Below are 515 nucleotides of genomic sequence, written 5' to 3' on the forward strand. Positions count from 1 at the left end.
TAATATGGGGTCCCCGAAAAGTAATCGGAATTACCTGCGAAGCGTGAGCTTCACTTTATGGGGATGAATTATGGTGGAGGCTGAGGGGATCGAACCCCCGACCCTCTGCTTGTAAGGCAGATGCTCTCCCAGCTGAGCTAAGCCTCCATCTGGATTGTTACATGCATTAAAGAAAGTGGTGACCCGTAGGGGATACTCTCACTTCGTTCGAGACTGCGAAGTCTATGCTTACGAAGTTATCCTCCGACGAACCGACGGGATTCTCATCCCCTGATGCATTAAAGAAAGTGGTGACCCGTAGGGGATTCGAACCCCTGTTACCTCCGTGAAAGGGAGGTGTCTTAACCCCTTGACCAACGGGCCGTATATAAAGTCCTTGCTGGCGGAGAGAGAGGGATTCGAACCCTCGAGACGCTTTTGTTGCCTACACGATGACCAATCGCTCTCCTTCGGCCAACTCGGACACCTACCCGTATGGCCCCCCGAAACGGACTCGCACCGTTGACAACCTGTAT

At 52.6% G+C, this 515-nt stretch carries 3 tRNA genes; all 3 read right to left on the minus strand.

From position 1 onward, the window contains the following. Positions 1-71: 71 nt before the first annotated feature. Positions 72-147: transfer RNA gene (locus RB298_RS02590), tRNA-Val, on the minus strand. A 141-nt stretch (positions 148-288) separates the two neighbouring features. After that, positions 289-363 (minus strand) — tRNA-Glu (locus RB298_RS02595). A 17-nt stretch (positions 364-380) separates the two neighbouring features. Next, positions 381-472: transfer RNA gene (locus RB298_RS02600), tRNA-Thr, on the minus strand. Positions 473-515 lie beyond the last annotated feature (43 nt).

Origin of the sequence: Priestia sp. BR_2, assembly GCF_041954005.1 — a bacterium.
Lineage (GTDB): Bacteria > Bacillota > Bacilli > Paenibacillales > Paenibacillaceae > Paenibacillus_AQ > Paenibacillus_AQ lautus_A.